Source organism: Streptomyces sp. CA-179760 (assembly GCF_050937045.1).
GTDB lineage: Bacteria > Actinomycetota > Actinomycetes > Streptomycetales > Streptomycetaceae > Streptomyces.
Genome location: NZ_JBNJLZ010000001.1, coordinates 9,213,654 through 9,239,906, shown reverse-complemented (window position 1 = coordinate 9,239,906; position 26,253 = coordinate 9,213,654). Strand labels below are relative to the sequence as shown.

Genomic DNA, 26,253 nt, shown 5'->3' with positions numbered 1-26,253 from the left:
CCACTCGCCATGCGCAGCGCTTCGACGGAACACCCGAGCAGCGAGCGCCCACAGCGCCCCGACGACCCGGCCGGTGTGGCCCGGGCCACACCACTCACGGCAATGCACCGCGTGCCGTGGGGCGACATCCAGGACTCCACGGGCTCGGCGGCGGCCATTCCGGTCCTGCTCAGCGGCATCGCCTGGGGTGACGCCGAAACGGCACGGTCCGCGCTCGACGACCTCCGGAAACGGATCTGCCAGTTCGGCTTCGTCGTGGAGCAGGCCACCGCCGCCACGGTTCCGTTCCTGTGGGAGCTGGCGAAGCTGCCGCAGGTGACCTGCCGCCCCCAGATCATCCAGCTGCTCAAGAACATCGCCGACGCCCGGCAGTGGGAGAGCACCGCCGCCGTCTACCCAAAGTTGCTGAACCATCGGGAGAACCCGGTGGTGTGGGAGCGCGCAGCACGTCAGGCGGTGCGTGCGCGGCGCGGAGAGCTGGGCCGGCTGATGGACGACGAGGACACGGAGATCGCCCGGGCCACGAACGAGCTCGCGCGCTCCCTTGGAACCTGAGACCCGGGACCTTGAGGCCGGCGAGATTTTGCGGAAGGTTTCCGATCGGGCCAAGGTGAGTGTGCGCGCCCGGCCGTAGGGCGGCTCCCGTGTGCTCATGACGCCGGGAGACGTGACGAAACCGTGAGGGCCCCTTGTCACCATGGGTGATGCCCCTCGCCTCGCGGGGCCGGGCAGTGTAGACATGGCACATGGTCCGACTCTTGGGTCGATCCGGGACTCGATCGCCCCTGCGGCCCGGCGCTGCGCCGTCCGCACGGCAGCGGCGGGAGGCGGGTTCGTCGCGGTGGCATCCGATGGCGGGGCTGCGATCGGTCGTGGGCGGACGCAGCGTCGCCGGACAGGTGTTCCTGCTCGTCGTGGTGATCGTGCTGCTGCTGGTGGTGGCCGCCGTAGTGGCGCTGGTCCTGCAGGTGCGGCACGACACGACCCAGGAGGCCCGTAACCGCTCGCTCGCCGTCGCGGAGACCTTCGCCAACGCGCCGGGCACGGTCGAGGCGCTGCAAGGTCCCGATCCCACGGCTGTGCTCCAGCCCCGTGCCGAGGCCGCCCGCGAGCAGTCGAAGGTCGACTTCATCGTCGTCATGAACACCGACGGCATCCGCTACACCCACCCCAAGCCGGACCGCATCGGGAAGCAGTTCGTCGGAACGATCGCGCCGGCGCTGGCCGGGGAGTCGGTGACCGAGGAGATCCAGGGCACGATCGGCCACCTCGTGCAGGCCGTGGTGCCGGTGAAAAACCCGGACGGCCGGGTCGTGGGCCTGGTGTCGGCGGGGATCACGACCGAGAACGTCGGCGGCACCGCCGACCGTCAGCTGCCGCTCGTGCTGGCCGCCGCCGCGGTGGCCCTCGCCCTGGCGACGGCGGGCGCCGCGCTGGTGAGCCGTCGGCTGCTGCGCCAGACCCACGGGCTCGGGCCGCACGAGATGACCCGGATGTACGAACACCACGACGCCGTGCTGCACGCCGTCCGCGAGGGCGTGCTCATCCTCGACGGCTCGGGCACCCTGCTGCTCGCCAACGACGAGGCGCACCGCCTGCTCGGACTGCCCGCCGACGCCGAGGGCCGGCATGTCCTCGGTCTGGGGCTCGACCTCGGCACGGCCGATCTGCTGGCCTCCGGACGCGTCGCCACGGACGAGGTGCACCTCGTCGGGGACCGGCTCCTCGCCGTCAATCAGCGGACCACGGAGAGCGCGGGCGGTCCGCCCGGCAGCGTCGCCACCCTGCGCGACTCCACGGAGCTGCGTGCCCTGTCCGGCCGGGCCGAGACCGCGCGGGAACGGCTCAACATGCTGTACGACGCCGGCGTGGGCATCGGGACGAGCCTGGACGTGACCCGTACCGCCGAGGAGCTGACCGAGCTGGCCGTGCCCCGGTTCGCCGACTTCGCGACCGTAGACCTGTTCGACGCGGTGCTGGGCGGCGGGCAGCCGGACGCGGCGGCCGCGCTGAGCCGTACCGCGCTGAGCGGGATCCGCAAGGACGCTCCGCTCTACCCCGTCGGCGAGCGGATCCGGTTCGTCGGTTCCTCTCCGCAGGGCCACAGCCTCGACACCGGGCGAGCCGTCCTGGAACCCCGGCTGGGCGAGGCCCCCGGCTGGCAGGCACAGGACCTCGAGCGCTCCGCGCAGATCGTGGAGTACGGCATCCACTCCCTGATCACCGTGCCGCTGCGGGCCGGCACCCTGGTGCTGGGCGTGGTCAGCTTCTGGCGGTTCGAGAAGCCGGAGCCCTTCGACACGGACGAGCTGGCCCTGGCGGAGGAGCTGGTCGCGCGGGCCGCCGTCTCGATCGACAACGCGCGCCGCTACACCCGCGAGCACAGCATGGCCGTGACGCTCCAGCGGAGCCTGCTCCCCCGGAACCTGCCCGAGCAGGGGGCGCTGGAGATCGCCTACCGGTATCTGCCGGCGCAGGCCGGGGTGGGCGGCGACTGGTTCGACGTACTGCCGCTGTCGGGGGCCCGGGTCGCGCTCGTGGTCGGGGACGTCGTCGGCCACGGGCTGTACGCCGCGGCCACCATGGGGCGGTTGCGGACCGCCGTGCACAACTTCTCAGCCCTGGACCTCCCGCCGGACGAACTCATCGCCCTGCTGGACGAGTTGGTCGGCCGTATCGACCAGGACGAGACCGAGGAGGACGGCAGCGCCCCGGTCACCGGCGCGACCTGCCTGTACGCCGTCTACGACCCGGTCTCCCGGCGCTGCACCGTCGCTCGGGCCGGGCATCCCCGCCGGCGCTGATCCACCCCGACGGCAGTGTGGAGTTCGCGGAGGTGCCCGCCGGTCCCCCGCTCGGGCTCGGCGGTCTGCCGTTCGAGACGGCGGAGCTGGAGCTGGCGGAGGGCAGCCGGCTCGTGCTCTACACCGACGGGCTGGTCGAGGACCGGGAGCGGGACATAGACGTCGGTCTCGAGATGCTGCGCGAGGCACTGAGCCGGGCCGGCGAGTCCCCTGAGGAGACCTGCCAGGAAGTGCTCGACTCGCAGCTCACGGCCCGGTCCAGCGACGACATCGCCCTGATCGTCGCGCGCACCCGGGCGCTCGCCGCCGGCCAGGTCGCCGAGTGGCCGGTGCCGGCCGACCCGGCTGCCGTGGGCGAGGTACGGGCGGCGGTCACCCGGCAGCTGGCCGAGTGGGGACTGGACGAGCTGTCGTTCACCACCGAGCTGATCCTGAGCGAGCTGGTCACCAACGCGCTCCGGTACGGCGACGGCCCCATCCATGTACGGGTGATGCGCGACCGCAACCTGATCTGCGAGGTGTTCGACAGCAGCAGCACCTCGCCGCATCTGAGGTACGCGACGATGACCGACGAGGGCGGGCGGGGCCTGTTCCTCGTCGCCCAGCTCGCGGAGCGCTGGGGGACGCGCTATCTGCCTGCCGGGAAGGTGATCTGGGCGGAGCAGCCGCTGCCATAAGCGGCACTTGGAGGAACTCATAAAGTTGGCTTATGAGCTCATAGACCGGACCCGCGTACCGACTTAGGCTTGCCTTAGTTTAGGCTTCCCGGTGAGATCGCTTGTCGCCGCTCGAAGGGAACCTGACCATGCCCCGCCCCCTGCGGGTAGCCATCGTCGGATCCGGCCCCGCCGGGATCTACGCCGCCGACGCCCTGCTCAAGTCCGAGGTGGCCGCCGACCCCGGTGTGTCCATCGACATCTTCGAGCGCATGCCGGCGCCGTTCGGCCTGATCCGCTACGGCGTGGCGCCCGACCACCCGCGGATCAAGGGCATCATCACGGCCCTGCACCAGGTCCTCGACAAGCCGCAGATCCGGCTCTTCGGCAACGTGGACTATCCCTCCGACATCAGCCTGGACGACCTTCGCGCGTTCTACGACGGTGTGATCTTCGCCACCGGCGCGACGGCCGACCGCGCGCTCCCCCTCCCCGGCATCGAGCTCGACGGCTCGTACGGCGCCGCGGACTTCGTGTCCTGGTACGACGGCCACCCCGACGTGCCGCGCACCTGGCCGCTGGAGGCGGAGAAGGTCGCCGTGCTCGGCGTCGGCAACGTCGCCCTCGACGTCGCGCGCATCCTGGCCAAGACGGCGGACGAGCTGCTGCCGACGGAGATCCCCGCGAACGTCCACGAGGGCCTGAAGGCCAACCGGGCCAAGGAGATCCACGTGTTCGGCCGCCGGGGCCCGGCGCAGGCGAAGTTCAGCCCGATGGAGCTGCGGGAGCTGGACCACTCCCCCAACATCGAGGTCATCGTCGACCCCGAGGACATCGACTACGACGAGGGCTCGATCGCCACCCGGCGCGGCAACAAGCAGGCCGACATGGTCGCCAAGACCCTGGAGAACTGGGCGATCCGCGACGCCGGCGACCGGCCGCACAAACTCTTCCTGCATTTCTTCGAGTCGCCGGTCGAGGTCCTCGGCGAGGACGGCAAGGTCGTCGGTCTGCGCACCGAGCGCACGGAACTCGACGGCACGGGCAACGTCAAGGGCACCGGAACCTTCAACACCTGGGACGTCGGCTCGGTCTACCGCGCGGTGGGCTACCTGTCCGACAAACTCCCCAAGCTGCCCTGGGACATCGACTCCGGCACCGTCCCCGACGCGGGCGGGCGAGTGATGCAGGAGTCCGGCGAGCACCTGCAGTCCACGTACGTCACCGGCTGGATCCGGCGCGGCCCCGTGGGCCTCATCGGGCACACCAAGGGCGACGCCAACGAGACGGTGTCCAACCTGCTGGACGACTACGCGAACGGCCGGCTGCAGACGCCCGCCACGCCCGCTCCCGAGGCCGTGGACGCGTTCCTCGCCGAGCGGAACGTCCGCTTCACCACCTGGGACGGCTGGTACAAGCTGGACGCCGCGGAGAAGGCACTGGGCGAGCCGGAAGGCCGCGAGCGCGTGAAGCTCGTCGAACGCGAGGACATGCTGCGGGCGAGCGGCGCCTGACGCCCTCCCTGTACGCCTGTGGGGCGGGTCCGGTGGCAATGTCACCGGACCCGCCCTTATGCGTGTTTGAAGCGTGTACGATCCGGATGCTTCACCGAATCATCACGCGGCCTTCACAAGAAGGCCTTGCAAGGGGGGACGAACGTCCATGCACATACGCCTTGTCGCCACCACGGCGGCGATTGCCGGAGCCCTGACCGCCCTGACGGCGGTTCCGGCCCAGGCCGCCGAGTACAGCTCCGCACTGAAGATCCGCGGCATCCAGTACGACGCTCCCGGCCGGGACTCGAACCGCTGCTCGGGCGGGAACACCGCCGAGGAGTACCTGACGATCAAGAACTACTCGCGGTCGACGACCGTGAATCTCAAGGGATACGTCGTCAAGGACGCCGCGGGCAACAAGTTCACTTTCACCGCCGGCCACACGCTGCAGCCCGGTGACTACGTGAAGCTGCGCGGCGGCAACGGGTCCGACTCCGACACGAAGAACGTCGTCTACCGCGACAACTGCAACTTCATGTGGAACAACGACAAGGACACGATCTACGTGTACAAGCCGTCCGGCAGCCGCGCCGACGTGCACTCGTACACCAAGAGCGGCTCCGACAAGGACGGCAACGGGTACATCACGTACCACGGCTGACCTGTCTCTTACGTGAGGCCTGTTGCCGTTCCGGCAACAGGCCTCACGTTCTTTCCGCCGGGCACAGCATGATCAGGGGAGCCGACCGAGTGCCCACGGAGGGTCCCATGCCGAAGCCGTCCGCCGTCGACCTCACCCACCGCCTGGTGCCTTCACCGGCCGGCCGCACACACCTCGTGGAGCAGGGGGACGGACCTTTGGTCCTGCTGCTGCACGGGTTCCCCGAGTCCTGGTACACGTGGCGTCACCAGCTGCCTGCGCTGGCCGCCGCGGGCTACCGCGCGGTGGCCGTAGACGTACGCGGCCACGGGCGCTCGTCCCGGCCCGTGACGGTGGAGTCGTACCGGATGCGGGAGCTGGTGGAGGACACCGTCGCCGTGGTGGAGGCGCTGGGCGAGCAGTCCGCGGTGGTCGTGGGACACGACTGGGGTGCGAGCATCGCCGCAGCCTCCGCGCTGGTCCGGCCCGAGGTGTTCCGCGCGGTGGGGCTCCTGAGCGTGCCCTACACTCCGCCCGGCGGCCCGCGCCCCAGCGAAGTCTTCGCCCGGATGGGCGGCGACGAGGAGTTCTACGTCTCCTACTTCCAGGAGCCCGGCCGGGCCGAGGCCGAGATCGAACCGGACGTGCGTGGCTGGCTGGCGGGCTTCTACGCCGCCCTGTCCGCCGACACGATGCCCGAAGCGGGCGCCCCCGACCCGCACTTCGTCGGCCGCGGCGGAAGGCTGCGCGACCGCTTCCCCGTCGGCCTGCTGCCGCACTGGCTGGACGAGGCGGACCTCGACGTCTGTGCCGGGGAGTTCGAACGTACGGGGATGACCGGCGCCCTGAACCGCTACCGCAACATGGACCGGGACTGGGAGGACCTGGCCGGATTCGCCGGCGCTCCCGTAACCCAGCCGTCGCTGTTCATCGGCGGCAGCCTGGACGCGTCCACGACCTGGCTGGCCGACGCCATCGAGGCGTACCCGACCACGCTGCCCGGACTGACGGCTTCTCACATCCTGGACGGCTGCGGTCACTTCCCGCAGCAGGAACGGCCCGGTGAGACCAATCGGCTCCTCATCGAATGGCTCGGCGGTCTGCGCTGACCTGGAGAGTCGGGCCCGGGAGCCAGCGGTCGAGGTAGGCGCGCAGACCGGTCAGGTCGGTGCCGCGCGCCACGTAGCCCACGTATCCGTCGGGGCGTACGAGGGCGTGGGCGATGTCCGGCCAGGGACTGTCCGTACCGAGGTGGTGCACGCTGAGCAGGTCGTGGCGTCCGTGCGTCGGCAGGGCCGATGGCCAGAGATGGGCGGGGCCGGTGAGCAGAAGGTGGTAGCCCGGTGCGACGGTCCGCTTGTGGAGTCCGGGTGGGAGGTCGGGAAGCCGGTCCCCCGCCTGCGGGCCCTGCCGCGGTCGGCGCGGTCCGCTGGTCGAGGCAGGTCCGCGGCGGTAGTGAATGCCGAGTTCGGAGACCGTGCGGAAGAGTCGTGCGCGGGGACGGGCCGCACGCAGCAGCACAGGGGCCAGCCGCGGGGCGAGATGGGCGCGGGCGAGCCGGAGGGCCGGGTTGCCGCTCGTGCCGACGGTGAACGCGCGGTCGGTGAGGCGGCGCACGCCGTGACCGACCGGGGCCCGCTCCGCCTCGTACGTCTCGAGCAGTTCCTCGGGCGCCGCGCCCCGGCAGACATGGGCGAGCTTCCAGCCCAGGTTGAGGGCGTCCTGGATGCCGGTGTTCATGCCCTGTCCCCCGGCCGGGCTGTGGATGTGTGCCGCGTCCCCGGCGAGGAAGAACGGGCCCTTGCGGTAGTGGGTGGCGCCACGGTTGTGGATGCGGAAGGCGGTCATCCAGACCGGGTCGCGCAGGATCAGCCGGTGGCCGTCGCGGCCGGTGTCACCGGTACGGTCGCGGGTCCAGTCGTCGGCGATCTGCTGGAGGAGACCGAGTGTCACCTCGCCCCCGCCCGGCGGGCGCATCGCGATCATCCGCCAGGTCGCCGGTGTGCCGAGCGGGAAGAAGAACAGCATTCCGGCCGAGGTCATGTACGTGTGCGCGGCACCCGGCTCCAGCCCTTCCACCTCCAGGTCGGCCAGGAGGAACGTCTGCGGATAGGCCTGCCCCTCGAAGGCGATGCCCGCCTGGGTGCGCACGGTGCTGCGCGCCCCGTCGCAGCCGACGACACAGCGGGCCCGCACGGTCTCCTGCCTGCCGTCCGGGCGCCGGAGCCGGCAGCTGACGTACCTGCCCTCCCGCTCGGTGCCCACCAGTTCCGTGCCCCGTTCGACGGTCACGTCCCGCGAGGCCAGCCGGGCCGCCAGGACGGCTTCGGTCTCCGACTGCGGGAGGAAGAGCAGGAAGGGGTACGGGGTGTCCTCGCAGCCGACGTCGAACACCGGCACCTCCAGCTCCCGTCGGGGCAGATGCAGGTGCAGCCGGACCGCCATGCTGCCGCGGTCGACCAGGTCGTCCGTCACTCCGAACCCGGCCAGCATCTCCAGGGTCCGGGGCTGGATCGCCGGTGCGCGCGATTCCCGGGCACGGTCCGGCGAGCGGTCCACGATCCGGAACGGGGTGTCGTACGCGCGCAGTTGTGTCGCGAGCGCGAGTCCGGTCGGACCCGCGCCCACCACCAGCACGTCCAGGGGTGCCGTCATGGACCCAACCGTAGTCCCGGCCGTACGACAGGCCGGGGCCCTCCGCGCCGTGTTACGCCCGGAGGGCTCCCGTGGTGCCGGTGCAGGGTGGTGCGGGGCTCAGACCTCCAGGTCGGCCTCGATACGGCGGAGCTGGTGGCGGGCCATCGCCAGGTTGGACCGGCTCCCGTCGAGCACGAGGTAGAGGAACAGCCCGCTGCCTCCGCGGCCCTTGATCAGGCGGATGAGGTGGTACTGGGTGTTCAGGGTGATCAGAATGTCCTCGATGTCCTCCTTCAGGCCCAGAAGCTCCATGGTGCGCAGCTTGGCCCGCACGACGTCGGTGTTGCCGGCGGCGGCGACTTCCAGGTTGAAGTCCTTGGTACCGCCGAGGGTGCCGAGGGCCATGCCGCTGGTGTAGTCGACCAGGGCCGCGGCCGTAGCCCCCTCGATGGAGCTCAGACATTCCTTCAGCGCGGTCTCGGTGTTCGCCATGCGCTCGGTTCCTTTCGTTCCGTACTGCTTCTGTCGGTCGGTCGGTCGGAAGGTTCGGTGATCCGGTGGTCCGGTGGTCCGGTGGTCCGGTGGTCCGGGCGGCTCAGATGCCGGTCTGCGGGCGTGGCTGGTGGGTGGGACGCTGCGGTGTGCGGACCGGGAGGGTGCCGATGGGGCGGGCCGTGGCCGGGGGCGCTGCTGCGCGGTGTTCGGCGGGCGCGGGCCGGTCGGCGTGGCGGCCGTTGCCAGGTCCGACGCGTGTGGCCACCAGGTCCGCGATCCGGGCGCCGCTGCGCCGGCCTTCCAGGTGCAGCCGGCCGACGTTGACGCGGTCCTCGGCGAGAAGGGTGAGGACGGCGGTGGTTCCGGCCGCGTAGGTCGCGACGTAGCCCCGGGAGCCGCGTACCAGCAGCTCGCGGAAGTCGCCGCGTCCGGCGGCGTCGGTCAGGCGGTATGCGACACCGAGGGCGGCGGCGGTGAGTGCCGCGAGTCCCTCAGGCTCGGCCTCCGGCACGTCGTGGGCGAGGACGAGTCCGTCGACGGTGGCCGCGAGGGAGCCCGTCAGCCGGGGTACGCGGGTGCGGAGCCGACGCAGTTCGTCCAGGACGTCGGTCTCGACGGCCATGAGCATTCTCCTTTCGGCACGCTGTCTTCGCGCGCGGATCACAGTGCCTCCAAGGCGTGCAGGAGCCGTCGCAGCAGTGCGGTGTCGGGCTCGTCCGGTACCACCACCGGACAAGGAGCGGGGGCCGGCTCGGCGGACGCGAGGTCGGGGGCTGGGGCGGGGGATGCGGCGGGCGCGGGGGATGCGGCGGGAGCGGGGGATGTGGCTGCGGGGACGACCATCCCGGCGGCGGCCAGGCGGCGGAGTTCGACGAGGGTGTGGAAGGTGCGGCAGGCGAGGGCCGTGGCGATCTGGGCGGCGGTACGGACGCCGTCGACCTGGGCGAGGGTGCGACTGCGGCGGGCCGGCAGGTCCGAGGGGGCGTCGTCGGAAACCCGGGCGAGCGGGACGAGGTCGACGCAGGGTTCGGGCCATATGCGGTGCAGCAGTTCGCGGCGGCGCCTCGACTCGCGCAGCACGGCGTCCACCGGTACGGAGCGGACCGCGCCGAGCCAGTGCGCGACTCCGGGACGGAAGCGGAGTACCGGCCCGTCGTGCGCGAGGACGAAGTACGCCGCGTCGAACAGGGCTCCCAGGTGGCACAGTTCCAGCGCGCCGGCGGCGAGGTGGCCGCTGTCGACCAGCTGCCTGCCGACCCTGCAGCGGCGGCCCGCCTGGTCGATCGCGGCCCACCAGCCGTCCGGGGCGAGCGCACCGCTGTGGGTGAGCAGGTCGCCGAGGTCGGGTGTGACGGCGGATTCGACGTGGACGACGTGTCCCGAGGCCAGGTAGACGACACCCGACTCGGTGGACAGGGCGCCGCTCGCGCCCTGCGCGGCAAGGGTGCCGAGCAGGGCCGAGGCCGGTTCGTCCGTGCGTGAGGTGCGGGTCGGCGTCATCATCCGAGCACCAGTCGGTCCGCCATCTCGGCCAGCCGGATGCGGGCCAGTGCCAGGTTGCCGTCACTGCGGTCGAGCCATAAGTGCAGGAACACGGTGCTGTCGAACGTCGTGCTGACGAACCTGAGCAGGTGGTACGAGTCGGTGTTCGTGATGATCAGATCCTGTACGGGCGGTTCCTTTCCGGATATCTCTCCCGCGTCGCCGCCGGCTGGTGCGAGGAGGCCACTCTCCGTGGCGAGGCGGGCGAGTTCGGCGGTTTCAGCCGCCGTCGCCTCCAGGTCGCCGCCCGGTGCGTCACCCACCGCGCCCAGGGCGAGACCGCTGATCCAGTCGACCACCGACGCCCCTCGCGCGCCGGGCAACCGCATGGCCTCCAGCAGACTCTCGTCAATTCCGGGCACGCCGAATCCCCCTCCCCTGCACGGCCGTTCCCGCGAACGTGAGCACGACACTACGGTGTGTGCTCGGCGCAGGTGAACGCTTTGGCATTTTCCAAAGGAATGTGCAGTGGAGTGGGCAGAGGGGCGTGCGAGATCGATCCGAAGCGAGCACGAGGCGTCCCGCCGTGCTCCAGGAGTCTTCAACAGAGTCTTGACCTGGCCTTTAGCGATTCGGACCCCGCATCCAGCCCTCCGTCGCGCGTCGCATGCTCGAGCAGCTTCCACAGGGTGCCCGAGGACTCATACTGACCTCTCGCTGCCTTACTGATGAGTAATCAGATCGACTCGGATCCCCGACCCGCCCCGAAGACTCTGTCCGCGTCGATACCGAAGCGCGCCCCGAGCACTCGTCCCAGAGTCTGAGCGGTCCAGTCCACGAGTCGGCCGGCAAAGCCCTGGTCCGCCGAGACCTTACAAATTCCGGGGTGGTCAGCCGGGTCCACAGCAGCGGACGCCGGGTGCCATCACGGTCCTGGACATCTGTAATGCTTCGTCAGGCCGGCCTCCCTGGCCTGCCTTGCCCCTCGGTGGCCGGGAGGCCGTCCCCGCCTGCTCAACCGTGACGACGAGGACTTCGGCGTCCAGGCGGCCACCACCCGGCCCACCAGGCTCGGCCAGCCCTTCACCCGCTGGTCTCTGCGCAAACTCGTCGCCTACCCGCGGAAATTCCACGGTCGGGTCATCCGGATCGGCCGCGTGGCGTTACGCGGCCTACTCGCCCTCCGCGGCGTGACCTTCCAGCGCACCAAGACGTGGAAGCCCCCCGGCCGCCCCGGACCGTGAGCGCGTCAATCGGTTGAGCCGCTGGAGAAGGACCTCGGTGAGGCTGGAGGTGAGGTGGCGCCGACGCAGCGGCGCCGGGCCGAGGCGTGGATCGCGCGTCTGAATGTGCCGCAGTTCCGTCCTGTGACTGACCGGCCCGAGAGCATCGGTGAGCGCAGCTGGAAGCTCAGCCGATCAGGCGAAAGAACGCGACGGTGAGCAGCCCGCGCCGGGCTACCGTACGCACCGCGCCCCGAGACAGCAGAAGTCCTGAGGACACAGGACAGTTCAGCCCTGCCTGCGAGCCCTTCGACGAGCGCCCAGCATCACTCGTAGCGAGCCCACCATCGGCGGTGATACGGACCCGCGCAGCAGCCGGGCGCCATGCGCGAGCGCCGCGTCCGCAGTGAGCAGCTCGATCCCGACGACTGCCTCCAACAACACGCCGTTGCGGTGCGCGGTCAGGGCGGGCAGTGTCTTCGCCGCGAGCAGGGAGGTGCGCGCCTCTTCGACCTGGCGCTCCACCAGTTCTCGTACGCCCGGCGATTCGCGCCCCTGCGCCAGGTCCTTCTCCGTCACCGAGAAGCGTGCCAGCGTTTCCGCCGGGATGCCCAGCCGCCCTTCCGCCAGGTCCTCGGCGAGGTCGTTGATGAAGTCCAGTCGCTGGCTGCCGTCGATGAACATCCGGCACCCGGCCCGGAAGTCCCCGTCTTCGTGCTCCGGCCTCAGCAGGGACGCGACCAGCATGAACGCGGGCAGCGAGTAGGCGTCCACATAGGCCTGGTAGTCGGCCTCGGTGGCGAAGCCGGCGAACTCCAACTCGGCGGTGGCGGTGGCCAAGTACTCCTCCACCACCTCCCGCAGCCGCGGGTACGCCGCCGTGGTGTGCAGCAGCGTACGGATCAGCGGATCGTCGCTCCCCCCGCTGTCCAGCGACTTGCGCACCTCATGCTCCCATGATGCCCACCCCGCAACTCGCTGTGGCTTCGGACCGGTGTCCAGCAGGTTGTCCCCGTGATGCATCACTGCTGTCGCCGCCACCACATGGGGCAGCACCGCTTTCGGCAACAGCAGACGGGCCGCAAGGTATGAGGCCCGTCTGAAACGCGCGACTGACTCCCGCTGGGCGCTGTAATCCCGCCGTAGCTCCGGCTCCCGTATCCCCGCAGCGTCCAAGCTCTGATTCCACGCACTCATGCGCCGATCGTAGGCAGGTCGGGCCTGCCGGTCAGCCGGCCCAGCCCATGCCACGGACCTCGATCGCGCCGGCGTGGAGTGGATCCAGCAGCGGCGTCCGAACGCCTCCCCGATCTCTTCGACGGAGCGGGGAAAGACGGGGACCATCCCCGCGCGCGGGGGTGGTCCCTAGGGCAGCGTCACCGACTAGCCCCCTCACACGCACGGTGGCCTAGGCAATCGAGCGCGGCCAGGACCTTCTTGGCGTGCGGCAGGAAGACCTGCCCGTCCAAGCTCAGCCGGGAGCCGCGAGAGGTGCGCACCAGCAGCCTTTCTCACTCTCGGATGTGCACTGATCTGTTGGCGACGTCTGAACCGCGGCGGCACCAGTTCGTGGACCTGGGGCCTCGTTCAGGAGGGGGTGAGGCACGTCAGGACCTGGGTCGTCCAGGTCCGGGGCGGTGTGGCCCTGTCAGCGGTTGAGGGACCGCCTCGATCTTGGCGGCCACGCGCTGGGCCTGGATGTCATGGCCATGCACGCAGAGTGACGCCCCCAGTGATCGTGAACCGCAACCGGGCGTTCTCGGACAATCGCTTCGCGCATGCCCATCTCGCCTGTTCGGAAGAGGTGTATGACTGGCGCGTCCGGACGTGATCACGACCCGAAAGAGGCGGAGCCCTCCCGTCCGCCACTCGGGCTCGGCAGCGAGGCCGTGCGCTCAGGAGCCGAGGGAGTCTCCGGGCGGCCGACGACGCCGCACGGGCGGACGGCTGTCGAAGATCAGTTCCGTGGCTGAGGTATCTGCTTCCGCATACTCGGCCGGAAGCCTGTCAGCGGTCTGCATCGAGACCCCCCAGTGGCTTCAGCGCGCCTACCCTGCTGTAGCCCTCCCACCGGCTCGGACGAGGGGCCCTTCGTCGAGGCACTGGAACCCGTTTCTGTCGCCATGGGCCACGGAATGATCGTCAAGACGTCTGGGCCCGGTCACCAACATCAAGGCCGCTCGCCGTCCTGCCGGCGCCCTCGCCCTCCCGGCGACAGCCACCGTCGCCACCCTGCACTTCACCCACGTCATCCAGGACAGCGACACCCTCATGACGCTTGGCCTCACGGCACTCACCGTCGGGCAGGACGCCGTCATCGCCATCTGCCGTACCTGGCACAAGACCGCCCTCGCCGACAGCAACACATCCCGGCAGTACACGCCCCACCATCGCACCGCAGCCTGAAAGCAGCCCCGCCCAGTCAATCGGGGTGCTCCGACGTCGTCGGGGCGCCCCTTCTCATATTTCACCCCGGCTCAGCGCCGGCGGGCTACGGTGGGCACGGCGTACCAGAGGGGAAGCGAAGTCCGGTGTGTACGTGGCGGGTTGCGTGCTGACAGGCTCCGACGACCAGGGAAGTCGAGCGGCGGGCTCAGGACCTCGCCCGGTGGTACGCCGCGAGGGTGCGGTGGACCCCACACCATGGCGAGGACGACCGCGCGACTGTCGACCGACGGCAGATCAATCCTGCTTCGAGCCGTACGCCACCTGAAGCGGAGAGCCAGGGAGCGGAATGCGCTACATCATCATCGGGTCCGGAGCCATCGGCGGTTCGATCGGGGGGCGGCTGCACGAGAGCGGCCGGTCCGTCGTCCTGGTCGCCCGCGGCGCACACTACGAAGCGCTGCGCGACAACGGGCTGCGGCTCACGGTTCCCACCGGCACACTCATTCTCGACGTGCCGGTCGTGGCACGACCGCAGGACGTCGAACTGCGCGCAGACGATGTGCTCGTCCTCGCCGTCAAGACCCAGGACAGCGTGGCCGCCCTGGACGCGTGGGCCGCGCGTCCGGTGACGGGTGGCGGTACGGCCGGCGAACGCCTGGCTCTGGTGTGCGCCCAGAACGGAGTGGAAAACGAGCGTCTGGCGCTGCGCCGGTTCCGCGAGGTGTACGGCGTGTGCGTCGTCCTCCCCAGCACCCACCTGAACCCGGGTGAGGTCGTCGCCCCCTGCGGCCCGTACACCGGCGCCCTGGTCCTCGGCCGGTACGGCACGGGCACGGACGAGACCGCCCGGCAGATCTCGGACGACCTGGAGAAGGCCAACTTCCTGGCTCCGGTAGCGACGGACGTGATGCGCTGGAAGTACGGAAAACTCCTCGGGAATCTCGCCAACGTGGTCGAGGCGGTGTGCGGCTCCGCCTCGGACGCCGCCGCGCAGGACCTGGTGGCCCGGTCGAAGGCCGAGGGTGCCGCGGTCCTCGGTGCCGCGGGCATCGCCTACGCGAGCGGGGCCGAGATCACCGAACTGCGCAGCGGGACGGTCGATCCGCAACCGATCGCCGGCGAGCCCACTCGCGGCTCGTCCTGGCAGAGCCTGGCGCGGGGCACGGGGTCGATAGAGACGGACTACCTCAACGGCGAGATCGTGTTGCTCGGCCGGAAGCACGGTGTGCCCACTCCGGTGAACGCGGCCCTTCAGCACGCCGCCCGGGAGAGCGTGCATCTGAGCCGGGAGCCGGGCGGCCTGACGGCTGCGGAGCTGAGCAGGCGCATCATGGAGAGCGGTACCGGTCGAGGTCGCGAGTCGTCGCCGTGGCCCGGGTGAAGATCGAGACGCGCCCCTGTTCTCCGTCATCACCGGCCGCTCCTGCCTTGCAGGGCCGGGGCGGTCCTGCAAGGCCGGCTCGACCACACCGGCCCTGCCGCCTGGCCCGGCCTCGCCCCGACCACCGTGCCCGCCACCCGCACCCTCAAGAGCATCGGTGCGGAACGGCAGGTGCTGATGGGCGACTTCTCCCCCTAGGACTGCGACGACTGCCTATCTCGCCGCCTCACCCGCGACGGCCAGGCAGCCGGGCCACCACACCCTCTGCCGCCCTCGTGCGGGGAGAAGCGTGGTGGCCCCGGTTCTTCACGCTCCGCGTCATTCCGACGAGTGCGCCCCAACCGAGCTCAGCCGGAGGAGAACGGCGGTGTTCCCGCGCGGCAGCGAGACGGTGAGCCGCCCGGCGTCCGCGTCCCATTCCGCGGCGGCATCGGTTGTCGCGGGATACAGCACCGTGGGCTGGACGCGAGCACCACGCAGGTGGGGGATGGTGAGGGTGCGGTCGGTGCGGTCGGTGCCGGCGGATCCGTTGCGGTCGTGTCCGCTCACGGTGGGCGCTGCGCCGTTGCCCGGTTCCCTTCTCCAGACCGAGAGCAAGGTGGCCCCTTGGCCTCGAAGTCCATGGGCGACCCACTCGTCCTCCCAGCCGGGGAGCCCCAGAGGCCAGAACGGCCTCGCGCCGCTGAGCTCCGGCCGGAGCTCCTTGTACACGGAGACCGCCGAGCGGACGAGGCCGGACTGTTCGGGGCTCATCAGGTTGAGGAACCCGGAGAGGTGGACGCGGCCGAGCAGCGCCCCTGTGAGGGTGAAGGCGATCTCGTCGAGGGTGTGGTCCGGCTGGGGGTAGGCCCAGACCGCGGCCTGCTCCGGTGTCACGGCCGTGGCGGCCGCGGCGGCGATGGGCGGGTAGCGCAGAAGGTCCTGCTGGTCACTGGTGGACTGCAGCTGGGCCACGGCCAACTGCGCGTAGTCCATGCGCAGGCCACCCGATCCGCAGTTCTCCAGGACGAGACCGGGATGCCGGTCGAGGAGCGAGGCCATCCAGTCGAGGTGGGCACGGTGGTGCCCGAGCAGACCGGCACCCGGACTCTCGGAGCCGTTCTCCGTGCCGGGGCCGATGTTGATGTTGTAGTCGAGCTTCAGGTAGCCGACGCCCCACTCACCGACCAGCCGGTCCACCACCTCGTCGAGATGGGCGCGGGCGGCCGGGTGACGCAGGTCCAGGTGGTGCCGCCCGTGTTCGGTGACGCGCAGACCGCCGCGCCGGAAGAACGCCTCGTCAGGGAGGCTGCGGGCCAGGGGGCTGCGTACGCCGACGACTTCGGGTTCGAGCCAGAGCCCCGGGGTCATCCCGTGCTCTCTGATGGCGTCCAGGACCTCCAGCAGTCCGCCCGGGAACCGGCGGGGAGCGGGCTCCCACGCGCCGACGGCGTCCCACCAGCCCTGGGCGTCGTCGTCGTACCAGCCCGCGTCGATCACGAACACCTCGGCACCGGCCGCACCCGCCGCCTCGATCAGCGGCAGGAGCCGTTCGGTGGTCGGGTCGCCCAGCAGGGTGTTCATGTAGTCGTTGTAGATCACCGGCAGCGTGCGGTGGTCGGGGTGGTCGCGGCGGATGCTCCGGCGGTAGTCCGTGAGTTCGCCGAAGGCCGCGTCCAGTCCGCCGGTCTCCGTACGGACGAGAACCGCCGGGACGGTGTGGAACTCCTCGCCGGGGGCCAGGGTGTGCTGCCACTGGTGGTGCGCGTCGTCGGGGCCGAACAGGGCCACATAGGCGGCACCCTCGCGTTCACCGGTCTCGAAGCGCCAGCCCGCGCTGGACTCGATCTGCCACAGCCAGGCGCGGCCTTCCCCGTCGGTGAGGCCGGCCACGGGAAGGTGGCGGCCGGTGGACCAGCTTCCCTGCGAGTACCGCTCGAAGCAGCCCCGGCCCTCGTGGCCGTGGGCGGAGCGGCTCAGCGGGACCACCCGCTCGCGGAAAGCGTCCTGCCGCCACCGGCATTCGGCGAGCCAGTCGTTGTCCGCCCAGTGCAGGGTCAGGCCGTCGAGACCGCCGCCCGCGTCGACGATGCCGCCGAGGGCCAGGGTGGAGACGCTCTCCAGCCGGAGCGCCGAGGCGCCCTCGTTGGCCAGGCGCACCCGGGCCCGCAGGAAACCGCTGCCCGGGCGGGTCTCCAGTGTGACGTCGGCGGCCAGAGAGGTCGCGGAGTCCGCCAGCCGGATCGTCGTACGCTCCCTGCCGCCGTCCTGGACCGTCTCGTGGCCTCGGTAGGTCAGACGGTCACCGATGGCCGTCTCGATGAATCGTTCTCCCGACCACATGCGTCCGTGGCCGGTGGCGGTGACCTCGACGAGGGGGACCAGGCAAGCCCAGTCCTGGCCGGGTCTTCCGAGTCTCACCGCGCCGGTGTCATTCATGACGGCATGCAGGCCGGATTCCGGATGCGACCAGACCCAGGACCCCTCGGCTGTTTCGACGGCAGCGGTCAACGCGATTCCCCTTCCGGGATGTTTCGGTTCTGCGGTGGTCCAGGTGGAGCTGATCTGGGGATTCACAGTCGGCGGTGAGGGTGCGCCGCGTCAGCGGATGTGCCGGAGAGCTGAACCCGCGCTCACGGTCTCTTGACGACCGCGTTGTGACCGCTCACAATCCTCGCATGTTTGTGACCGGTCACACAAGGTCGGACAGCAGCGCCGACCCCCCTCAGGGGCAGCCGAAGGCCGCGAGCATCCGCGATGTCGCCCAGGCGGCGGGCGTCTCCTACCAGACGGTTTCGAGGGTCATCAACGGCCACCCGAACGTCCGGGAGGAGACGCGGGAGCGGGTGCAGGCAGCCATCGCCGCCCTGGGCTTCAGGCGCAACGCCACCGCGTTCGCGCTGGCCAGCGGCGTGACCCGGTCGATCACGGTGCTCACGTCGAACACTCTGCTCTACGGTTACGCAGCCACCCTGCAGGGCCTGGAGGAGGCGTCCCGCGCCGCGGGCCACACGCTCGGCGTGCGGGTCCTGACCCCCGAGGACGACCTGGACCGCACGATCGCCTCGGCCTCCGACGCCGGCGGCGGCCTGGTGGTCATCGGCTTCGACCGCCTCGGCGCGGCCGCTCTGGACCGCGTACCGGCACACGTGCCGTCCGCGGCGGTGGTGGAAGCGCCGCCGCCGGGACGATCACCCGGTCTGCCCGCGGTGTGGGCCGACGACCGCGAGGCGGCCCGTGCCGCCACCGAACACCTCTTGGCGCTGGGTCACGACACCGTCCACTATGTAGCGATTCCCGCCTCGACCGGAACCCGGCGCTCGGTGGGACCCCGCGCCGAAGGCTGGCGTCAGGCCCTGGAAACCGCCGGCGTCGCCGCTCCCGAACCGTCCGGCAAGGGCTGGGACGCCCAGGCCGGATACGAGGCCGGGCAGAAGCTCGCCCGGAAGCGGGACGTCACCGCGATCCTCTGCGGCAACGACGACCTGGCGCTGGGTGTCCTGCGGGCCCTGCATCACGCGGGCCGACGGGTTCCGGAGGACGTCAGCGTCATCGGATTCGACGACGCCCCGCACTCCGCCTACGTCACACCGTCCCTCACCACGGTCCGTATGGACTTCCAGGGGCTGGGTCGCAAGGCCTTCGAGCTGCTGCGCGCCCGGCTCGACACCGATCAGCAGGCACCCGCAGCGGTGCCGGCCGAACCCGCCCTCGTGCTCCGGGAGAGTTCGGGGCCGCGCCACACATGAGCCGGACCGGACGCTCGCGCTCGCCGTCTCCGTCAGCCACCTTCCCCACAGCCATCGCCCATCCCCGCAAGCCCGCCCCGTCTTCCCGCTCCTTAACGACCAAGGATCCCGCCATGAGAAGAGCCGTCTCCGTCCTTGTCACCGCCTGTCTGCTCGGGCTGACCGCCACCGCCTGCAGCGACAGCACCGCCGGGGGCACCGGCGCCGCACCCGAGGGGTCGGTCGACCCGACCGCCGACCTCAAGGGCGTCGAACTCACCATGTGGACGGCCCAGAACAGCGTCGGGCAGCCCAAGCAGGCCATCGAGGCGTTCGAGAAGGCCACCGGCGCCAAGATCAACACCGAGGTGATCCCCGACCCCTACGAGTCGAACGTCCCGACCAAGCTCGCCTCGGGCGTCAAGCCGGACCTGATGTTCTGGCAGCCCACGGGCAGCACGCTGCCGTTCATCCAGCCGCAGCAGAACCGAACCTCCTGCAGCTCGACAACGAGGACTGGGTCGCCAAGCTCGGCAAGACGGAGAAGGGCCTCGGCCAGGTCGACGGCCACCGCTACGCGGCCATCGTCACCAGCCCCGCGGTCCTCGGCATCTACTACAACAAGGACGTCTTCAAGAAGGCCGGCATCACCACGATGCCGAAGAACTACGACGACCTCCTCGCCACCGCCGGGAAGATCAAGTCCAAGACGGGCGTCGCCCCCTTCTTCGAGGTCGGCGGCGACAAGTGGCCCCTGCAGTGGCAGGTCCAGGTGCAGATGACGGACCTGCCGCAGTCGTTCTGGGACAAGCTGAACAAGAACAAGGACAGCTGGACCAACAAGACCATCGTCGACGCCATCATCAAGTACAAGACGAAGGTCCTCGACGGCGGCCTGGCGCAGAAGAACTACAAGACGGCCACGTTCGTCGACCAGGGCAAGGCGATCATGGACGGCAGCGCCGCGATGGCTCTCAACGTCACCTCGCTCCAGTCCCAGATACAGGCCACCTCCAGCACGGCGGAGATGGACAAGAAGCTGGGCTGGTTCCCCATCGCCAACAGCGCCGCCCAGGCCGAGTACTCGCCCGACCAGACCAACGGCGTCGTCGCGTTCAAGACCGGCGACACCAAGCGTCAGAACGCCGCCCGGCAGTTCCTTTCCTTCTGGCTCGGCAACGACTACCCGGACTACATCAAGGCGAACAAGCTCGTGTCGGTGCAGCCTTCGGTGCCCAACCCCGACGGTCTGCCGCAGACCGCGATCGCCCAGGCCGAGGCGCTGTCCTCCGCCGGCGGCGTCTTCCAGGTCAAGGCGCTCACCGCACCCGACATGCACCTCGCCCTCGCCGACATGCTCTACGGCAAGAAGACCCCCCAGCAGGTCGCCCAGGCCGCCCAGGACCAGTTCGAGCAGGTGCTCAAGGCGCGCGGCGTCTCCGGCTTCTGACCGGCGCCCCCTCGCCAGCCCGCCTCCCGGGCCGCCCGTCGGCGGCGCGCCCGGGGCCCGCAACCGGAGGTAAGAAGTGGTGGACACCGCCACCAGGGGCGTCATCGAGCCCACGCGTGCGAAGGACCGGAGCGCATCGCCCCGTCGCGGCCGGCGCGAGCGCACCCGGAGGAAGCCCAACCAGCCGTGGTGGTTCGCGCTTCCCGCGCTCGCCGTGTTCGGCATGTTCTTCCTGCTGCCGAACCTGCTGAACTTCGTCTACCCGTTCACCGACTGGTCGGCGTTCCACCCGCAGATCAGTTTCGCGGGCCTGTCGAACTTCGAGACCATCCTCAACGACGGCTCGATGGCCCGCGACATCCGCATCACCCTGCAGTACGCGGTCCTGGTGGCCCTCTTTCAGAACGGTTTCGGTCTGGGCCTGGCCCTTCTGCTGGAACGGGACACTCGCTTCAACCGCTTCTTCCGCGCGGTGTTCTTCCTGCCGGTGCTGATCTCCGCGCTGGCCGTCGGCTACATCTTCCGGGCGCTGCTCTCCCAGGACGGGGCGCTCAACAGCGTGCTGTCCTCCCTCGCGGGGCACCAGGTCGACACCCCCTGGCTGGGTTCGACCACCTGGACCCTGGTCGTGGTGACCCTCATCCACGGCTGGAAGTGGATGGGCCTCGCGATGCTGATCTATCTGGCCGGTCTGAAGAGCATGCCGGGTGACGTGCTGGAGGCCGCGCGCATCGACGGGGCGGGCGCGTGGCGCACGTTCCGGTCGATCCGGTTCCCGCTGCTGGCGCCCGCGGTGACGTTCAACGTGACCACCGCGCTGATCGGCTCCATGAACACCTTCGACATCGTCCAGGCCACCACCGCGGGCGGTCCCGGCAGCGAGACCGAGGTCTTCAACATCTACATGTTCCGCATCTTCGGCCAGGGCCTGTACGCCCAGGCGTCCGCGATGAGCCTGGTGCTCTTCCTCGTGGTCGTCGTTCTCGCCGTGCCCGTGATCGTCGGCCTGCGCCGAAGGGAGATCAACCAGTGACCGCCGTTGCCGTACTCGCTCCCGTGCGCCGCCGCGTCCCGCGCTGGCTGCAGCCGACGGTCGTCCTGCTCGTCGCGGCGGTCACCATCGGAATCCCGCTGTGGCTCGTCGCGGTGACCTCCGTGAAGCCCCAGGCCGAAGCGATCAAGCCCAACCTCTCCCTCCCGCACCAGGTGCAGGCCGCGGAGAACTACCAGCAGACCTTCGACCAGGGCAAGATCGTCCAGGGCTTCGTCAACAGCACGCTGGTGGTGGTCCCTTCCGTCGTCCTCGTACTGCTGCTGGGCGCCGGCGCCGCCTGGGTCTTCGCCCGGCGCAAGGGGCGCCTGGCCGGCACGCTGTACGCGCTGAGCATCAGCGGCCTGCTGCTCCCGCCCGCCGTCATCACCATCGTCATGGAGCTCAGGCAACTCGGCCTGGCGGGCACCCAGCTCGGCATGATCGCGGTCTACACGGGGATGTACCTGTCCACGTCGATCTTCTTCATGACCGGCTTCATCCGGAACCTCCCGGAGGAGCTGGAGGAGGCCGCGCGCATGGACGGCGCGGGCCCGGCCCGGGTCTTCTTCCAGGTGATCCTGCCGCTGCTGCGACCGGTCATCGCCACCGCGACGATCATGGTGATGCTCTTCGCCTGGAGCGACATCTTCTACGCGTTCTTCGTCCTCGGCGGCGGTGAGAAGGCCACGCTCCCGCTCAACCTGTACCAGGTCGCCAGCGCCCAGCTGTACCTGAACAACTGGCACCTCATCTTCGCCTACGTCGTGATGATGAGCCTGCCCATGGTGGCGGTCTTCGTCATCGCCCAGCGCCGGATCGTCGCCGGCATCACCAGCGGAGCCGTCAAGTAGCCCGGGTCCCATGATCCCCGGGGCGTGACTCCCCGCACGCCCCGGCCCTTCAACCTCCGGTCCACCCGGCCCGTCCGGGTTTCCCCGGGTCCACTCACCAACCTCCCGCAGCGACGCGGGAGGCGGAGGACGCACATGCCCCGAAACGAGCACAGATCACGCAACACCGCGCGCCTCATGGGAGCGGTCGCCTTCACCGCCGCGCTGATCGGCACGGCCGTGACCGTCCCGACCGCCCAGGCGGCCACCCCGCAGGTCACCGTCGACCTGGGCAGGACCACCGGCGACGTGATGCACGGAGCCAACGGGACGCTGTACGGGCTCAGCGACGACGGCGTCCCCGGCGACGAGCTGGTCGCCCCGCTGCACATGACGACGGTCATACAGAAGGCGCCGGACGGTGCGCAGCACCCCAACGGGGACGCTCTCGCGATCAAGAAGGGCTACGACCGCAACGGCGGCGGCGAGGTCCACATCTACATGCAGGACATCTACGCCCAGTGGCCGTACGAGAACCTCGGCCTGAGCGACTACCTGGCCAAGGTCGACACCATGGTCCGCAAGGTCGCCGCCCGCTCCGACCGGGACGACTTCGTGTGGGTGCCCTTCAACGAACCCAACGGCAACTGGTATCCGGACCTGGGCAGTTCCGGCAGCGCCAAGTACGCGAGCGCGCTGAGCAAGTTCCAGAGTGACTGGACCACCGTCTACAAGAAGATCCGCTCGATCATCCCGGACGCCCGTATTGCCGGGCCCAACGAGACCCACTACGACGGCAGGCTCATGGGCGACTTCTACCCGTGGGCCAAGGCCAACAAGGTGCTCCCGGACATCACGACCTGGCACGAGCTGGGACCGGACTCCCTGAAGGACTTCGAGTCCCACCTCGCCGACTACCGGGCCATCGAGAAGAAGGCCGGCATCTCCGAGCGGCCGGTCAGCATCAACGAGTACGGCAACCGGCGTGACCAGTCCGTGCCAGGACAGATGGTCCAGTGGATGTCGATGTTCGAGCGCAACAAGGTCTACGCCGACCAGGCGTACTGGAACATCGCGGGCAACCTCAACGACAACGCGGCCCAGACCAACATCCCCAACGGCACCTGGTGGCTGCTGCGCTGGTACGCGGGCCTGACCGGCAAGACCGTCGAGCTGGACCCGCCGCAGCCCAACACCATCGACACCGTCCAGGGCATCGCCTCACTGGACGCCGGCCGGGGGCAGGCCCAGGTACTGCTCGGCGGTACCTCCGGCGACGTCGACACCGTGGTCCGCAACGTGCCCTCGCGCTTCGGCAAGAAGGTCAACGTCACCGTCGAGCGCATCGGCTGGAGCGGCTACGAGGGTGCCGCCGCGCCGAGCGTGGTGTCCCGCACCACCGCCAGGGTCGCCAAGAACGGCAGTGTCACCGTGCCGATGAGCGACCTCGACGCCATGTCGGCCTACCGCGTCACCGTCAACCCGGCCGGCAGCGGCTCCCCCACGGCTGCGAGCCTGCCCTGGTCCGCGTCGTACGAGGCGGAGAACGCCGCGATCACCAGCGGAACGGTCTACTCCCAGGGCTCGCTGACCAACCCCTACGGCTTCGCCACCTCGGGCACCAAAGACGTCGGCAGCCTCAACCAGTCCGACAGCAAGGTCGCCTTCACCGTCGACGTCCCGAAGACCGGCACGTACGACCTCGACGTCTTCTACGGCAACCAGTCCGGCGGGCCCGCCACCCAGACCCTCACAGTCGACGGCGGCTCGCCCAAGCCCCTCACCTACGGGTCCACCCTGAACTGGACCTACCGCGCCACGGCGCGCACACCCGTGTCCCTGACGGCCGGCAAGCACACCCTGACCCTGTCCAAGGGCACGAACGAGGTCACCCTCGACAAGATCGACCTCACCGCGTCCAGGACGCCGGACTCCGTCTACCCCGCGGCCTACGCCGACATCAGCGGGTCCCCGTCGTACGACTACAGCGCCTCAGGCATCAGCGGCGCCGGCGCCCTGAGGCTGGAGCGTCGCGACAAGGCCGCCTTCGACGTCTACGCACCGGCCGACGGCTACTACACCGTGCACGCCGACTACGCCGCCACCGGCAACGGCACGCTGACCCTGGACGGCGCCACCGCCGCCACCCTCTCCCCCACCCCGGGCCGCGTCACCGACAAGCCCCTGCGTATGTACCTGTCTGCCGGCAACAACCGCATCACCGCAGCCGTCCCGGGCAAGGGCAGCCTCACCCTGCGCGACCTGCGCGTCACCGGCGCGGTCAGCACCTCGGGGGCCACGGCCTACGAGGCCGAGGACGCCACCACCGCCGGCACCGCGTCGGTCTCCGGCAACTCCTGGGCCTCCGGCGACAAGTACGTGGGACACGTCGGCCTGGGAGCCGGCAACACGCTCACCTTCAAGGTGAACGCCCCCTCCGCCGGGCGCTACGTGATGAATGTGCGCTACGCCAACAACGAGGTCGCCGGGTCCGGCAACTACAACACCAACGTCGTCTCCCGGGCGGCGGACATCACCGTCAACGACTCCACCCAGAGGGTCATGTTCCGCAACTCCTACAGCTGGTCCGACTTCTGGGACCTTCCGGTCCCGGTCACCCTCAAGGCCGGCGACAACACCGTCACCTTCGGCAACTCCGCGGCGTACGCGCCGGACATCGACAAGGTGACCGTCGCGCGCCTGAACGACTGACGACACCGCAGGCGAGAAAACCGCATCCGGTACGTCGTCGTAGCCCGTCCTGTGCAGAAGCCCCGCCGTCTTCCGGCGGGGCTTCGTCGTCTCACGGCTCCGAGCCGAGAAGGTCTGGGCCGTTCCGGCGCAGACGAGGGAAGACCAGCACGGCCGCGATCGCGGCGGGGATCAATGACCATGGGGCTTCCACTCCGGCCTTTGCCCCGTACCAGGTGCCAGCCCAGCCGACCGGAGGCACAGTTGCCCGCGATGATGCTCAGCAGGCGCGCGGTTGTGCGCGCGGCGTCGGCCGGATCGGTGTCGAGTCCGGCTTCGGCACGCCGCAGAGCCGCGACCACCATCCGGTCGTGGGCGCGGATCATCGCTGCGACGGGATGGCCGAGCGGGTGCAGGCCCTGATCAACGGTACGAAGGCGCCGACGACGCAGGCGCGGCACCAGCCACCGCATCGCCCGCAAGGGAATCGAGACCTCGCAGCGACTGGGCCGTCACCGCTGGACCATCGAACGCACCATGGCCTGGCTCACTGGCTGTCGAGGCATCCACCGAGGCTACGAACGCACGCCGGAGCACTTCCTGGCATTCATCAGCATCGCCTGCACCCTCATCTGCTGTCGCAGGCTCGACAGCCAAGTGCGCCGCTTATTGGATGGCGCGCATCGAACGGTGCCCCCACGCTGGTCACCGTGGCAGAACCCAAGCACCAGATCCGCGCCCTGTACACGGCTTCCACGGTCACCGTCTACCAGGCGTACGGGCCGGAGATCGGCCTTCCCGCGGCCCGGGACGGTCGCTTACCGGCGGCCTGGCAGCGGGACCGGATGACATGGATCAAGCCCTCCTTCCTCTGGATGATGTACCGCTGCGGATGGGGCTCCAAGGACGGCCAACAGAGTGTCCTCGCCCTCGAGATCACCCGAGAAGGCTTCGACTGGGCACTGGAACATGCCTGCCTGGCCCACTATGAGCGCGGGCTGCACCCTGACCGTACGACCTGGAAACGCCAGTTGAAGCGGTCTCCGGCCCGGGTCCAGTGGGACCCGGAACGTGACCTGCGCCTGCAGCCGCTTCCTCACCGCTCGTTGCAGCTCGGTCTCACGGGAGAAGCCGCACACCGCTACGCGGACGAGTGGACGGTCTCCATCACCGACGTCACCACACTTGCGCACACGATTCACAGCCACGTACGGGACGGGGATCTGACTACGGCACGACGCCTCCTACCCGCAGAGCGTTCCTACCCGGTGCCCGAAGGAGGCTTCGACCACTTGCACCGGTGAGCGGAGCCGCCAATTGAGATGCACTCTGATGCGTAG

19 protein-coding genes and 3 pseudogenes are annotated in these 26,253 nt (G+C 70.0%); 15 read left to right on the top strand and 7 right to left on the bottom strand.

The window, feature by feature from the left end; all coding sequences use genetic code 11:
- Positions 1-9: 9 nt before the first annotated feature.
- The 5 genes and pseudogenes from ACQEV8_RS41770 to ACQEV8_RS41750 all read left to right on the top strand — a co-directional run bounded on the left by ACQEV8_RS41770 (position 10) and on the right by ACQEV8_RS41750 (position 6,705).
- A complete protein-coding gene (locus tag ACQEV8_RS41770) occupies positions 10-555 on the top strand; it encodes a hypothetical protein (RefSeq protein WP_432971969.1) in 546 nt (181 codons plus the stop codon).
- Positions 556-851: 296 nt separating this feature from the next.
- Positions 852-3,481, top strand: a pseudogene (locus ACQEV8_RS41765) (SpoIIE family protein phosphatase).
- Between the two features lie 128 nt (positions 3,482-3,609).
- Positions 3,610-4,974: an FAD-dependent oxidoreductase gene (locus tag ACQEV8_RS41760; RefSeq protein WP_432971966.1), complete on the top strand. Its 1,365-nt coding sequence runs from the start codon at positions 3,610-3,612 to the stop codon at positions 4,972-4,974.
- A 148-nt stretch (positions 4,975-5,122) separates the two neighbouring features.
- Positions 5,123-5,617, top strand: a complete 495-nt coding sequence (locus ACQEV8_RS41755; RefSeq protein ID WP_432971963.1) for a lamin tail domain-containing protein — start codon at positions 5,123-5,125, stop codon at positions 5,615-5,617.
- 107 nt (positions 5,618-5,724) lie between these two features.
- The gene (locus ACQEV8_RS41750; protein ID WP_432971960.1) at positions 5,725-6,705 is read left to right on the top strand and encodes an alpha/beta fold hydrolase; all 981 of its coding nucleotides are present in this window, start codon (positions 5,725-5,727) and stop codon (positions 6,703-6,705) included.
- Here the strand turns inward: ACQEV8_RS41750 and ACQEV8_RS41745 are convergent.
- The 5 genes from ACQEV8_RS41745 to ACQEV8_RS41725 form a co-directional block, all read right to left on the bottom strand.
- The gene (locus ACQEV8_RS41745; RefSeq protein WP_432971957.1) at positions 6,677-8,251 is read right to left on the bottom strand and encodes an FAD-dependent monooxygenase; all 1,575 of its coding nucleotides are present in this window, start codon (positions 8,249-8,251) and stop codon (positions 6,677-6,679) included. The genes ACQEV8_RS41750 and ACQEV8_RS41745 overlap by 29 nt on opposite strands.
- Positions 8,252-8,350: 99 nt before the next feature.
- Positions 8,351-8,725, bottom strand: a complete 375-nt coding sequence (locus ACQEV8_RS41740) for a hypothetical protein (protein ID WP_432971954.1) — start codon at positions 8,723-8,725, stop codon at positions 8,351-8,353.
- A gap of 103 nt (positions 8,726-8,828) precedes the next feature.
- Positions 8,829-9,350 carry a roadblock/LC7 domain-containing protein gene (locus ACQEV8_RS41735; protein ID WP_432971951.1) on the bottom strand — a complete coding sequence of 174 codons (522 nt, stop codon included), beginning with the start codon at positions 9,348-9,350 and terminating at the stop codon, positions 8,829-8,831.
- 38 nt (positions 9,351-9,388) lie between these two features.
- Positions 9,389-10,231, bottom strand: a complete 843-nt coding sequence (locus ACQEV8_RS41730; RefSeq protein ID WP_432971948.1) for a hypothetical protein — start codon at positions 10,229-10,231, stop codon at positions 9,389-9,391.
- Positions 10,228-10,632, bottom strand: coding sequence for a hypothetical protein (locus ACQEV8_RS41725; RefSeq protein WP_432971945.1), 405 nt, complete (start codon positions 10,630-10,632; stop codon positions 10,228-10,230). Before ACQEV8_RS41725 ends, ACQEV8_RS41730 begins: the two co-directional genes overlap by 4 nt.
- 546 nt (positions 10,633-11,178) lie before the next feature.
- Between ACQEV8_RS41725 and ACQEV8_RS41720 the strand changes: the two are divergent.
- A pseudogene (locus ACQEV8_RS41720) lies at positions 11,179-11,445 on the top strand (IS630 family transposase); the annotation flags it as partial.
- A 276-nt stretch (positions 11,446-11,721) separates the two neighbouring features.
- Here ACQEV8_RS41720 and ACQEV8_RS41715 read toward each other — a convergent pair.
- Positions 11,722-12,630: a squalene/phytoene synthase family protein gene (locus ACQEV8_RS41715; RefSeq protein WP_432971942.1), complete on the bottom strand. Its 909-nt coding sequence runs from the start codon at positions 12,628-12,630 to the stop codon at positions 11,722-11,724.
- Between the two features lie 1,074 nt (positions 12,631-13,704).
- Here ACQEV8_RS41715 and ACQEV8_RS41710 point away from each other — a divergent pair.
- Together ACQEV8_RS41710 and ACQEV8_RS41705 are read left to right on the top strand one after the other, a co-directional pair.
- Positions 13,705-13,839 (top strand): hypothetical protein, encoded by a 135-nt coding sequence (locus tag ACQEV8_RS41710; protein WP_432971939.1) that lies wholly within the window; start codon positions 13,705-13,707, stop codon positions 13,837-13,839.
- A 328-nt stretch (positions 13,840-14,167) separates the two neighbouring features.
- Positions 14,168-15,202: a ketopantoate reductase family protein gene (locus ACQEV8_RS41705; protein ID WP_432971936.1), complete on the top strand. Its 1,035-nt coding sequence runs from the start codon at positions 14,168-14,170 to the stop codon at positions 15,200-15,202.
- Positions 15,203-15,520: 318 nt separating this feature from the next.
- On the opposite strand, the gene ACQEV8_RS41700 is transcribed toward ACQEV8_RS41705, so the two are convergent.
- Positions 15,521-17,620, bottom strand: a complete 2,100-nt coding sequence (locus ACQEV8_RS41700; RefSeq protein ID WP_432971933.1) for an alpha-galactosidase — start codon at positions 17,618-17,620, stop codon at positions 15,521-15,523.
- A gap of 239 nt (positions 17,621-17,859) precedes the next feature.
- Here ACQEV8_RS41700 and ACQEV8_RS41695 point away from each other — a divergent pair, with 239 nt between their 5' ends.
- The 7 genes and pseudogenes from ACQEV8_RS41695 to ACQEV8_RS41665 all read left to right on the top strand — a co-directional run bounded on the left by ACQEV8_RS41695 (position 17,860) and on the right by ACQEV8_RS41665 (position 26,217).
- Complete coding sequence (locus tag ACQEV8_RS41695) at positions 17,860-18,930, top strand: LacI family DNA-binding transcriptional regulator (protein ID WP_432971930.1); 1,071 nt, start codon at positions 17,860-17,862, stop codon at positions 18,928-18,930.
- 262 nt (positions 18,931-19,192) lie between these two features.
- Complete coding sequence (locus tag ACQEV8_RS41690; protein ID WP_432971927.1) at positions 19,193-20,359, top strand: extracellular solute-binding protein; 1,167 nt, start codon at positions 19,193-19,195, stop codon at positions 20,357-20,359.
- A gap of 76 nt (positions 20,360-20,435) precedes the next feature.
- Entirely contained in the window at positions 20,436-21,392 is a 957-nt protein-coding gene (locus ACQEV8_RS41685) for a carbohydrate ABC transporter permease (RefSeq protein WP_432971924.1), read from the top strand.
- Positions 21,389-22,243, top strand: coding sequence for a carbohydrate ABC transporter permease (locus tag ACQEV8_RS41680; RefSeq protein WP_432971921.1), 855 nt, complete (start codon positions 21,389-21,391; stop codon positions 22,241-22,243). Before ACQEV8_RS41685 ends, ACQEV8_RS41680 begins: the two co-directional genes overlap by 4 nt.
- A gap of 135 nt (positions 22,244-22,378) precedes the next feature.
- A complete protein-coding gene (locus ACQEV8_RS41675; protein ID WP_432971918.1) occupies positions 22,379-24,934 on the top strand; it encodes a CBM35 domain-containing protein in 2,556 nt (851 codons plus the stop codon).
- A 426-nt stretch (positions 24,935-25,360) separates the two neighbouring features.
- Positions 25,361-25,561, top strand: a pseudogene (locus ACQEV8_RS41670) (transposase); the annotation flags it as partial.
- A gap of 62 nt (positions 25,562-25,623) precedes the next feature.
- Positions 25,624-26,217, top strand: a complete 594-nt coding sequence (locus ACQEV8_RS41665) for a DUF4291 domain-containing protein (RefSeq protein WP_432971915.1) — start codon at positions 25,624-25,626, stop codon at positions 26,215-26,217.
- The last annotated feature ends 36 nt before the right edge of the window (positions 26,218-26,253 follow it).

Coding starts and splice junctions, on each gene's coding strand:
- ACQEV8_RS41770 (WP_432971969.1), top strand. CDS start 10: ATGCGCAGCGCTTCGACGGAACACCCGAGCAGCGAGCGCCCACAGCGC.
- ACQEV8_RS41760 (WP_432971966.1), top strand. CDS start 3,610: ATGCCCCGCCCCCTGCGGGTAGCCATCGTCGGATCCGGCCCCGCCGGG.
- ACQEV8_RS41755 (WP_432971963.1), top strand. CDS start 5,123: ATGCACATACGCCTTGTCGCCACCACGGCGGCGATTGCCGGAGCCCTG.
- ACQEV8_RS41750 (WP_432971960.1), top strand. CDS start 5,725: ATGCCGAAGCCGTCCGCCGTCGACCTCACCCACCGCCTGGTGCCTTCA.
- ACQEV8_RS41745 (WP_432971957.1), bottom strand. CDS start 8,251: ATGACGGCACCCCTGGACGTGCTGGTGGTGGGCGCGGGTCCGACCGGA.
- ACQEV8_RS41740 (WP_432971954.1), bottom strand. CDS start 8,725: ATGGCGAACACCGAGACCGCGCTGAAGGAATGTCTGAGCTCCATCGAG.
- ACQEV8_RS41735 (WP_432971951.1), bottom strand. CDS start 9,350: ATGGCCGTCGAGACCGACGTCCTGGACGAACTGCGTCGGCTCCGCACC.
- ACQEV8_RS41730 (WP_432971948.1), bottom strand. CDS start 10,231: ATGATGACGCCGACCCGCACCTCACGCACGGACGAACCGGCCTCGGCC.
- ACQEV8_RS41715 (WP_432971942.1), bottom strand. CDS start 12,630: ATGAGTGCGTGGAATCAGAGCTTGGACGCTGCGGGGATACGGGAGCCG.
- ACQEV8_RS41710 (WP_432971939.1), top strand. CDS start 13,705: ATGACGCTTGGCCTCACGGCACTCACCGTCGGGCAGGACGCCGTCATC.
- ACQEV8_RS41705 (WP_432971936.1), top strand. CDS start 14,168: ATGCGCTACATCATCATCGGGTCCGGAGCCATCGGCGGTTCGATCGGG.
- ACQEV8_RS41700 (WP_432971933.1), bottom strand. CDS start 17,620: ATGAATGACACCGGCGCGGTGAGACTCGGAAGACCCGGCCAGGACTGG.
- ACQEV8_RS41695 (WP_432971930.1), top strand. CDS start 17,860: ATGTTTGTGACCGGTCACACAAGGTCGGACAGCAGCGCCGACCCCCCT.
- ACQEV8_RS41675 (WP_432971918.1), top strand. CDS start 22,379: ATGCCCCGAAACGAGCACAGATCACGCAACACCGCGCGCCTCATGGGA.